This is a genomic window from Streptomyces sp. NPDC002785 (assembly GCF_040295565.1).
Taxonomy (GTDB): domain Bacteria; phylum Actinomycetota; class Actinomycetes; order Streptomycetales; family Streptomycetaceae; genus Streptomyces.
In genome coordinates this window covers 1-10,117 of sequence record NZ_JBEOVN010000237.1, presented here as the reverse complement: position 1 = coordinate 10,117, position 10,117 = coordinate 1, and the positions used below count along the sequence as shown (strand labels likewise).

The window sequence follows — 10,117 nt, the reverse complement described above, 5'->3', positions numbered from 1 at the left end:
ATACGCCAGGAGTTCACCGGCCACATCAACCACGCCATCATGCACGGGCACCTGTGGTCGCCCTCGTACTTCTCGGCATCCTGCGGCGGAGCACCGCTGGCGATCGTCCGCCAATACATCGAACAGCAAAAACGCCCGCTCCAGCCTGCGGGTCAGAGCAATCTTGAGATGCGTTTCATCCCCGGCGTGAACGCCGGGGCCTTCACACAAGATCCCAGGTAACTCCCGGTGAAGTGCGATCAGTTCCGGTCCGGGATCGGCGCCGAGGCGGTCGGCAAGGGCGCGGCGAGCGTCCTCGTAAGCGGCCAGTGCGTCGGCCTGGCGGCCTTCGGCGCGCAGGGCGCGGATCAGCTGGGCCCGGAAGCGTTCGTCGTACGGGTGGGCGGCAGTCAGCTCCATGAGTTCCGGTACGAGGGTGCGCGGGCCGACAGCGGGCCTCACGTCAACAGCGGCACTCGCACCGGCACCAGTCGCTGCACACCGTAGGTCGGCCTCGATGCGGCGTTCCAGCGTGGCCAGGCGGTGGGCGTCCGGACGCAGGCCGTGGCCGTGATCCCGGTCCGGCAGGTCGGCCAGGGCCGGGCCGCGCCACAGGGCGAGCGCGGTACGGAGCGTGCGGGCCGCCGTCACGGGGTCGCCCGCGTCGAGCTCGTCGGCCCCCTGCCGGGACAGCCGCTCGAACACGTGCAGGTCGACCTCGTCGGGCGCGGCCTCCAGGCGGTAGCCGCCGTGAGTGCTCGTGATCGCATCCCTGCCCAGCACACGGCGCAGCCGGCCGACGAGAGCCTGGAGCGCGGCAGGCGCGTCGTGCGGGGGATCACCGGCCCATACGTCGTCGACGAGATCGGCGACGGGTACGGGCCGGCCCGTACGCAGGGCGAGGGTGGTGAGGAGGGCGCGCAGCCGCGTACCGCCCACGGGCAGCGCACTGCCGTTCTCGTCTCGCGCCTCGGTGGCGCCCAGGATCAGGTACCGCACCAGGCCATTCTGTCCCGCGGGGCGGCCGGAAGCAGGCTTCACCGACAACGGCTGCTACGGCTGCAGCGTTCGCCTCGCCGGGACGATTCCGCCCGCGACCGCACGCTGGCGGGGTGCCGCCGTGCCCGTCCAGCAGGTGCCCCGCCGCGAGACGAGGCGGCGGAGCCAGAGTTCCGTGGACGCCAGGTGCGCCAGGCCGTCCAGCGGGAGCGGTTCGCCCTCCGAGGCCGCGCGCAGGGCCTTCCGTACAACGCGGGCCTCGACCAGGCCTGCGTCGGCGAGCAGCGGTGCGTCGAAGAGAGCGATCAGATGGGGAAGGGCGGCGCGCAGTCCGGTGCGGGCAGTCGCGTTCGAGGTGGCGAGGGAAGGGGCGCCCCAGCCGGGCGGCAGTTCGTGGATGCCCGCGCCCGCGAGTACCCGGCGCAGGACCGCGGCGCGGGCGCCCGGCTGGACCCGGAGCGATTCGGGAAGCGCACGGGCGGCGCGTACGACCTGATTGTCGAGGAACGGGGCGTGCAGTCGCTGGCTGCGGTTTTCCGCTGCCTGTTCCAGGATCCGGTGGTCGGCGGCGTACCGGGCGAGGGCGGCCCGGGCGCGGGCCTCGCCCGGGCGTTGGACGGAGGCGGGGCGGATCGCGGCCTCCTGCAGACGAACCGATACTTCGGCGAGCGCCTCCCCCGTCAGCCAGCGTGCGGCGGGCCCCGGCCGCGACCATGCGAGGGCGGCGAGCGAGGCATCGGCGGGGGTGTCGAAATCGGGGGTGTGGCGGTTGGCGTCCGACAGCCGGCCGGCCGCCGTTTCCAGGCCGGTGCGGTACGACGTACGGGACAGGCGGCGGGCCGCGCGGTAGACGGTCAGCGGGACGAAGAGGGAGTGCGCGGTCGGGCCCTCGGCCTTGGCGAGTGCGGCGACCGGGCGCAGCAGATGGCGCCGGCGCCGGTCCATCAGCAGGTCGGCGAGGCGGGCCGGGTGGGCGTCGAGCACCTGCCGTGCGCCGCCGCCGACGAAGTGGTCGGCGCTGCCGGAGGCGAGGCGGCGGCGGTGGCGCTCGGCGACGACGAGGAACGGGGCGGGTTCATCGGTGAGCGGGCCGCCGCCCAGGTCGGCGTAGGGCAGGGCCTCTTCCCCGGCGGCGACGACGACATGGTGCAGGCGCGGGTTGGCGGCGATGACGCGGGCGCGTTCGAGTTCGTCCTCGTGTCCGCGTGCGGTGAGGTCGTTGAAGGTGACGGCGAGCAGCCGCTCCCCCGCTCCCGTGCCGTGGCCGAGGACGGTGCCGGGCAGGCCCGGCAGTCCGGCGGCGAGCAGGGCGAGGGTGGCGGAGGCACTGCCTCCGGAGAGGTCGGCGCCGATGCCCGGTACGGGTGCGCCGCGGGCGGCGCGTCGTGCGGCGGGCCCCATGCCAGGGACCGGTCCGGGGTCGGGGGGCAGGGTTTCGGGTGCGTGGCGCGGGGCGGTGAGCCTGGCGCGCACGGCTTCGACCAGTGCGTCGCGCACCCCGTCGACGGCGCTGACCGGGTCGAGTTGGGGCGCGGCGACGGCGAGCGAGGCCACCGCCTCGTACCCGGTGATCTCGCGCGAGCCCTCGCGGAGGATGAGCGCGTGCCCGGGCGGGATGCGCTTCACTCCCGCGTACGGGGTGCCGTCGCGCAGCGCCTCCGGCGTTTCGGGGCAGGCGAGCAGGGCGGCCAGGTGGCCGATGTCCAGCTGGGCTTCGATGAGGTCGGCGAGCGGGAGCGCGGCGGTGGCGTACGCCGTACCGCGGGCCCACGGCGTGTAGAACACCGGGCGGGCTCCGGCGAGATCCCCGATGACGGTGATCCGACGGCCGATCTGGACGACGGTCGTGTAGCTGCCGGGCCAGGAGGTGAGATGGCGCAGGGCTCCGCCGCGGGCGGCGAGGAGGCCTGCGCGCAGCTGTTCGTCGGTGGCGCTGCAGCAGCCGAGTACGGCCATTCGGGCGGTGGGCGCGCCTTCGGCGGTTTCGGCCGTGCTGATACGGATCTCGTCGGGGCGCCAGTCGCCGACGGCCCAGAGCGGATCGGGGTCGCCCCAAAGGAGTTGGGAACCGACGGGGTGCATCGTGCGCCCCTCGTCGGCGGCACCCACGGCACCGGCCGTGCCGAAGCTCGCGGCGACACTGCTCCACCCCACCAACCAACGCATCGCCGCCTCCACAAGCTGTGGACAAAACGGCGCAGCAGGGAAGTACCGGGAGAACTGCGGTAACGCGCGGCGCCGCTGCGGACATGCTGCCACGACAAAGGCGCGCAGGAGGGGCTACGGACGGCGCACGTCGCAAGCGCATGCGCCCCTGGCAAAGGCCGGACCGGGGCGGACGGCGGCCGGGTGCGGACGGACGCGTGTCGGGCGGCAACCGGCGGCGGGTTCCCCGAGGGCCGGCCGAAGCACGGCCCGCGCGAGGCGGCTCATGCGCCAACGGACTTACGGATTGGGCGCGTTGCGTTCCCCGTACGAGCAAATTCCACCGGCCGGAATCCGGCCACACCCCGAAGCGCCCGCGGATCCGTGACGGACGACCTCCGAACGGTCGACGGGATGTCCGCGAATCGATCGACCCAACCTCGGTCGACCGGCGATATTCGGCCATTCTCAGCGCATGCTGCAACCCGACGACAGGGAACTCGACGCACCAGAAGCCCCTTTTCGCCCATTTCATTCCCCGATTTTTCCCGAATCCCTCTTGGAGTCCTCCGTCGGCCGCAGGAGATCGCCACCTGGGCGGCAGGCAGCCCGGGCACGGCCCCCGCACCCGGCCCCGTACCGGTGTCGACGCACAGTCCGGGAGGCGTCCGTTCACCTCCCGGACCGGTCCGCCGCCTGCGGGGAATGAGGCGGCAGTGTCCCCCAGCCCACTGAGTCCAATGCAGTGGGCCGACCCACGCAGCAACCATGGAAGCGCCTCCGAAACAGCCGTACGAGAGCGCACGGCCGGGCGCACGGCCACATACCAGGAGCACGTACAGGACTCGGCGGGCGGTGTCGCCGCGACGTGCGAACGGTGCCTTTGGGGGCGCACGAACAGGGGCATCGAGCAGGGCGTCGAGCGGGGTGCCCGGCAGGGTCCGGGCCGGGTTCCGGGCCGCTGCGCACGGCATCCGGAGCGGCACCACGGCGGCGCCCGGAGCGGCACCGCGAAGCCGCTCCCGTCCGCACGGACAACAATCCGCCATACGGACGTCTGCCCCTTAACGGTAGGGATGCGGCGAACTACGCTGGGTTTACTGAGGTTCTCGGCAGGAGGCATATTCCTCGGGGCTCGGCCATATGCGTGTGCGGCCGGAGTGCCGGGGTTCGTCCCTGGGGAGGACACGGTACGAATGCCGCGCGCCGCAACGGTGACGCGGCTGCCGTCTGTGTGTCGAGGGGTGGCGCATGTCCAGGGAGCAACGCGGACCGAACGAGAAACTCGGAACCGTTCTCGCCCTCGCGGGAATCAGCAACGCCGGGCTCGCCCGGCGAGTCAACGACCTCGGGGCGCAGCGCGGTCTGACACTCCGGTACGACAAGACCTCGGTGGCCCGGTGGGTCTCCAAGGGCATGGTGCCGCAGGGCGCCGCGCCCCATCTCATCGCGGCGGCGATCGGCGCCAAACTCGGCCGGCCGGTCCCGCTGCACGAGATTGGGCTCGCGGACGCCGATCCGGCCCCGGAGGTCGGGCTGGCCTTTCCGCGCGATGTGGCCGAGGCCGTCCGTTCGGCGACCGAGCTGTACCGGCTGGATCTGGCCGGGCGACGGGCGGGCAGCGGCGGGATCTGGCAGTCGCTGGCGGGTTCGTTCTCGGTGAGTGCGTACGCGACGCCCGCGTCCCGCTGGCTGATATCCCCCGCTGACCCGTCGGTGGCGCGCGACTCGACAGCCGCCGCGGCAGCCATCCTCGGCACCCGCGGCGCAAGGGGCGCACACGCCGGTGCAGGGGCGCAGAGGGTGCCGGGCGCGGCGGCAGGGGCCCTGGCCGCTCAGGGGCCGCTGGGGGCGGAGTCGGCGCTTGGTGCACAGCCATCACCCGGAGCACAGGCGGCACCCGGAGCGCAGGCAGCGCTGAATGCGCAGGCGGCTCGGGCGACGCTGGAAGCCCCAAAAGCCCCGGGAGCTCCGGAGACACAGCGGACACCGTCCATCCCCGCCCAGCCGGGCCCGGAGACCGCGACCGCGAACACCAGCGCGACCGCGACCGCGAACACGAGCGACATCTCCCCGCTGCGGGTCGGCCACAGCGACGTCTCCAAGCTGCGCGAGGCGGCCCAGGACGCCCGCCGCTGGGACTCCAAGTACGGCGGCGGGGACTGGCGTTCCTCCATGGTTCCCGAGTGCTTACGCGTGGACGCGGCGCCACTGCTGCTCGGTTCGTACAGTGACGAGGTGGGCCGGGCGCTCTTCGGCGCAGCGGCCGAACTGACCAGACTTGCCGGGTGGATGGCCTTCGACACCGGCCAGCAGGAGGCCGCGCAGCGCTACTACATCCAGGCACTGCGACTCGCGCGGGCCGCGGCCGACGTCCCTCTCGGCGGCTATGTGCTCGCCTCGATGTCGCTGCAGGCGACCTACCGCGGTTTCGCCGACGAGGGGGTCGACCTCGCGCAGGCCGCCGTCGAACGCAACCGGGGGCTCGCCACGGCCCGCACCATGAGCTTCTTCCGCCTGGTGGAGGCACGCGCCCATGCGAAGGCGAGTGACGCACCGGCCGCAGGCGCGGCGCTGAAGGCCGCCGAGGGCTGGCTGGAGCGTTCCAGGGACGGCGATGCGGACCCGTCCTGGCTGGGCTTCTACTCGTACGACAGGTTCGCGGCCGATGCCGCGGAGTGCCACCTCGATCTGAAGGCGCCCCGGCAGGTGCGGCGCTTCACCGAGCAGGCCCTGTCCAGGCCCACCGAGGAATTCGTCCGCTCGCACGGGCTGCGGCTCGTGGTGTCGGCGGTGGCCGAGCTGGAGTCGGGGAATCTGGACGCGGCCTGCGCGGCGGGCACCCGGGCGGTGGAGGTGGCGGGCCGCATCTCCTCGGCGCGGACCACGGAGTACGTACGGGATCTGCTGCACCGGCTCGAACCGTACGGGCACGAGCCGCGCGTCGCCGAGCTGCGTGAAAGGGCCCGGCCACTGCTGGTGGCGCCCGCGTAGAAGGACCGGGCGCAGGACGGACCGCGCACATCCGCATAGCGTCACCACGACGTAGCGTCACCACGACGTCCTTGCGGCATACAAACAGTGTCCGGATGGCATCGCGGCGGCATCCGGCCGCCGCCAGGCGTAAGGATTCGGCGCCACGCTGGGCTTCGCTGGTTTGAGTGCGTTGTCAGTGGGTCAGTGCACTATCGGGGTGGGAGGTGGCGTAATGATGACGCACGCGGCGTACGACTGCGATGTGCTGGTGATCGGCGGCGGGATCGTCGGCCTGTCGACTGCGTATGCGATCACGCGCACCGCTCCGGGCACCCGGGTGACGGTGCTGGAGAAGGAGTGGGGCCCCGCCCGTCACCAGACCGGGCGCAACAGCGGGGTGATCCACAGTGGCATCTACTACCGCCCCGGCTCGCTCAAGGCCCGTTACGCAGTGCGCGGCGCCGCCGAAATGGTCGACTTCTGTGCCGAGCACGGCATCGCGCACGCGGTGACCGGCAAGCTGATCGTCGCGACCGAGCGGTCCGAGCTGCCCCGGCTGCACGCCCTGGTCCAGCGCGGCCGGCAGCACGGGCTGCCGGTGCGCGAGCTGGGGCCCGCCCAGATCGCGGAGTACGAGCCGCAGGTGCACGGGCTCGCCGCGATCCGCGTCGGGACGACGGGGGTGTGCGACTTCGGGGCGGTCGCGGCGCGGTTCGCCGCCGAGGTGAGCCGGGCGGGCGGAGTGATCCGTTACGGGGCGGAGGCCACCGCGATCGACCGGCGCCCCTGGGGTGTGGCGGTGCGTACGGCGGACGGCCCGGTGGTGCGGGCCCGGGTGCTGGTCAACTGCGCGGGACTGCACTGCGACCGGGTGGCGCGGCTCGCGGGCGACGATCCGGGGGTGCGGATCGTGCCCTTCCGGGGGGAGTACTACGAGCTGGCGCGACCGGAGCTGGTGCGCGGCCTGGTCTATCCGGTGCCCGATCCGGCGTTCCCGTTCCTCGGCGTGCATCTGACCCGCGGCCACGACGACAGCGTCCACGTCGGGCCGAACGCGGTGCCGGCGCTGGCCCGCGAGGGGTACGGCTGGCCCGTCGTACGCCCCCGTGAGCTGGCGGACACCCTGGCCTGGCCCGGCACCTGGCAGATCGCGCGCAAGCACTGGCGGTACGGGGCGGGCGAGGTGCACCGTTCGCTGTCGAAGCGGGCGTTCACGACAGCCGTGCAGCGGCTGCTGCCCGAGGTCACGGAGTCCGATCTGCGTCCGGCCCCGGCCGGGGTCAGGGCCCAGGCCGTGCTGCGGGACGGCACCCTGGTGGACGATTTCCTGATCCGCGAGGCCCCGCACACCGTGCACGTACTGAACGCTCCGTCGCCCGCCGCGACGGCCTGTCTGCCCATCGGGCGGGAGGTGGCACGCAGGGCGCTGCTCCGGGCACGGGGGACGGAGTGGAAGCCGCCCGCCGTAGAATCGGGGCATTGTGTCTGAGTCCTTGAACCCCTCCGCAGAACCCTCCGCGAATCCTTCCGCCCCGACGTCCGGCGATGCCGCGGCCGGGACGAGCAGCGCCTCCTCGGCCCACGCCCCCGCCGCTGCCGGGATTCCGGACGATCTGCGCGCCGCCTCCTTCGAGCAGCAGCGCAGGCTGCGCCAGGAGCCGCGCTTCCCCGGCGGACCCGCGATCGATCCGGCCGGATCGCACCACGAGCGCCGGATCCGCAGCTTCCAGCCGCGCCGCAGCCGCGTCACGCCCGGCCAGGAGGACGCCCTGCTGCGGCTCTGGCCGAAGTGGGGACTGGACATCGACGGGCAGCGCATCCTCGATCTGCCCGCGCTGTTCGACGGGCTCCCGGCCGTGCTGGAGATCGGTTTCGGAATGGGTGAGGCCACAGCGCAAATGGCGGCCGACGACCCGGGTACGGGCATTCTCGCCGTCGATGTGCACACCCCTGGACAGGGCAATCTGCTCGGTCTCGCGGACCGGAACGGACTGTCCAACATCCGGGTCGCCAACGGTGACGCGATCATCCTGCTGCGCGAGATGCTGAAGCCGGACTCGTTGGACGGGCTGCGGGTGTACTTCCCCGACCCGTGGCCCAAGAAGCGCCACCACAAGCGGCGGCTGATCCAGCCGGAGTTCCTCGATCTGGTGGCGCAGCGGCTGAAGCCGGGGGCCGTGATCCACTGTGCGACCGACTGGGAGCCGTACGCCGAGCAGATGCTGGAGGTGCTGACCGCGCACCCCCTCTTCGAGAACACCCTGGCGGACGGCGGCTATGCGCCGCGGCCGGCGTTCCGGCCGCTGACCCGGTTCGAGGGGCAGGGCCTCGACAAGGGTCATGTCGTGCACGACCTGCTCTTCGCCCGCCGCTGACGGCCCGCCCGGAGTCAGTACGGGCCTCGGACAGGACGTGGCGGACCCGTCGCCCCATGGCCGGCTGTCAGTGCTGCTCGTTAGGGTCATCGGGTGGTGTCCGACGAGTCTGTCCAGCAGCGGCAGTCGCAGCCGGCCGTCCCGCTTCTCGAGGAGCAGCGGGTCGGCGAGATCCTGGCTGCCGTGCCGGAGCGCAGGCACTGGCGTTACCGGCCGCGCCGCGTCGGCATGGTGTGGCGCAGCAGGACATTTCGCATCGCGGCCGTGTTCACGGTGCTCGCGCTGTGCGGCCTGGCGATCCTGGCCCTGGTCCGCGACCAGACGGGCACCGACGGCTTTCTGGTAGGTCTGGGTCTCGCCGTGCTGCCCGTCCCGCTCCTGATGGCGGCGTTCCGCTGGCTGGACCGGGTCGATCCGGCACCATGGCGGAATCTACTGTTCTCCTTCGCCTGGGGTGCGTTCGCGGCCGCCCTGGTCGCGATCATCGCGAATTCGTTCGCGACCCGCTGGATAGCCACGGCCACCGTCGACCCGTCGGACGCCGACGTCCTCGGCGCCACGGTCATAGCGCCGGTCGTCGAGGAGAGTGCCAAGGCCGCGGCCGTCCTGCTGATCTTCCTGTTCCGAAGGCGGGAGTTCCAAGGGATCGTCGACGGCGTCGTCATCGCCGGCTTCACCGCGAGCGGCTTCGCCTTCACCGAGAACATCCTCTATCTGGGCACCGCCTTCGGTGAGGACCAGCAGACAGGCACCTCGGGCGTCGTCTCGGTGACCGCCGCGACGTTCTTCGTACGGGCGGTGATGTCGCCGTTCGCACATCCGCTCTTCACGGTGCTGACCGGAATAGGTTTCGGACTGGCCGCGGTCAGTGCGCGGCGCCGCCGGATCCGCCGCATCGCGCTGCCGCTGCTGGGGCTCGTCCTCGCCATGGGCATGCACGCCCTGTGGAACGGGTCGGCGACATTCGGCCCGTACGGTTTCTATGCCGTGTACGGGGTGTTCATGGTCCCGGTCTTCGGCCTGGTGACCTGGCTGGCGATCTGGTCGCGCCAGCGGGAGCTGCGTACGCTCTCCGCCGAGCTGCCGGCCTATGCCGCGGCCGGCTGGCTGACCCCCGCCGAACCGCTCGCCCTCTCCTCGATGCGGGCCCGCGGCATGGCACGCGACGCGGCGCGCCAACGACACGTCGCCGCGGCCTGGGGAAGCCCTTACGGACCGGGGTACGCGCCAGGATTCGGACCGGGGTACGCGCCAGGATTCGGACCGGGGTACGCGCCAGGATTCGGGCCGGGACATGTGTCGCCCGGGCGCAGCCCGTCGGCCCAGGTCACGGCTCATGCCAAAGCACAGGCCAAGGCCCACGGCAGGGCTGCTGCCCGCGCCGTCGCCGAGTACGAATCGTTCGCGACATCACTGGCCTCGCTGCGCCGACGGGCCCGCCGCGGGGCGGTGGGCCCGGACTTCGCCGAGCGCGAGCTGGAGCTGCTGCACCACCTCTGGCAGCGCAGGGACGTGGCCGCTCCCGCCCTGACGTACGCGGCGCAGGCTGTCTCCGCCGCCACGGAAGCGGCCGTCGAGCCGGGGCGCCGACCGTGCACCCGGGTGGACCTCCAGTGGCCCGCCGGTGTGCCCGACGGCGGACG

At 72.6% G+C, this 10,117-nt stretch carries 5 protein-coding genes and 2 pseudogenes; 5 read left to right on the top strand and 2 right to left on the bottom strand.

All coding sequences use genetic code 11. The features are described from left to right. Positions 1–138 (top strand): annotated as a pseudogene (locus ABTZ94_RS33225) (transposase); the annotation flags it as partial. Positions 139–219: 81 nt separating this feature from the next. Here the strand turns inward: ABTZ94_RS33225 and ABTZ94_RS33220 are convergent. Continuing rightward, positions 220–978, bottom strand: a pseudogene (locus ABTZ94_RS33220) (AfsR/SARP family transcriptional regulator); the annotation flags it as partial. A gap of 54 nt (positions 979–1,032) precedes the next feature. Further along, the gene (locus ABTZ94_RS33215) at positions 1,033–3,144 is read right to left on the bottom strand and encodes an asparagine synthase-related protein (protein ID WP_351206464.1); all 2,112 of its coding nucleotides are present in this window, start codon (positions 3,142–3,144) and stop codon (positions 1,033–1,035) included. A gap of 1,230 nt (positions 3,145–4,374) precedes the next feature. Here ABTZ94_RS33215 and ABTZ94_RS33210 point away from each other — a divergent pair. The 4 genes from ABTZ94_RS33210 to ABTZ94_RS33195 all read left to right on the top strand — a co-directional run. Then, positions 4,375–6,117: an NsdA family TPR-like regulatory protein gene (locus ABTZ94_RS33210; protein ID WP_351206462.1), complete on the top strand. Its 1,743-nt coding sequence runs from the start codon at positions 4,375–4,377 to the stop codon at positions 6,115–6,117. A 214-nt stretch (positions 6,118–6,331) separates the two neighbouring features. Further along, positions 6,332–7,588, top strand: a complete 1,257-nt coding sequence (gene lhgD, locus ABTZ94_RS33205) for an L-2-hydroxyglutarate dehydrogenase (protein WP_351206460.1) — start codon at positions 6,332–6,334, stop codon at positions 7,586–7,588. Next, positions 7,581–8,474, top strand: a complete 894-nt coding sequence (gene trmB / locus ABTZ94_RS33200) for a tRNA (guanosine(46)-N7)-methyltransferase TrmB (protein ID WP_502967351.1) — start codon at positions 7,581–7,583, stop codon at positions 8,472–8,474. Before lhgD ends, trmB begins: the two co-directional genes overlap by 8 nt. 96 nt (positions 8,475–8,570) lie before the next feature. Then, the coding region (locus tag ABTZ94_RS33195; RefSeq protein WP_351206458.1) for a PrsW family intramembrane metalloprotease at positions 8,571–10,117 on the top strand (1,547 nt) is incomplete at its 3' end.

What these genes read in the sequence shown, in the direction of transcription:
- ABTZ94_RS33210 (WP_351206462.1), top strand. Translation starts at nt 4,375, where the DNA reads ATGTCCAGGGAGCAACGCGGACCGAACGAGAAACTCGGAACCGTTCTC.
- lhgD (WP_351206460.1), top strand. Translation starts at nt 6,332, where the DNA reads ATGATGACGCACGCGGCGTACGACTGCGATGTGCTGGTGATCGGCGGC.
- ABTZ94_RS33215 (WP_351206464.1), bottom strand. Translation starts at nt 3,144, where the DNA reads ATGCGTTGGTTGGTGGGGTGGAGCAGTGTCGCCGCGAGCTTCGGCACG.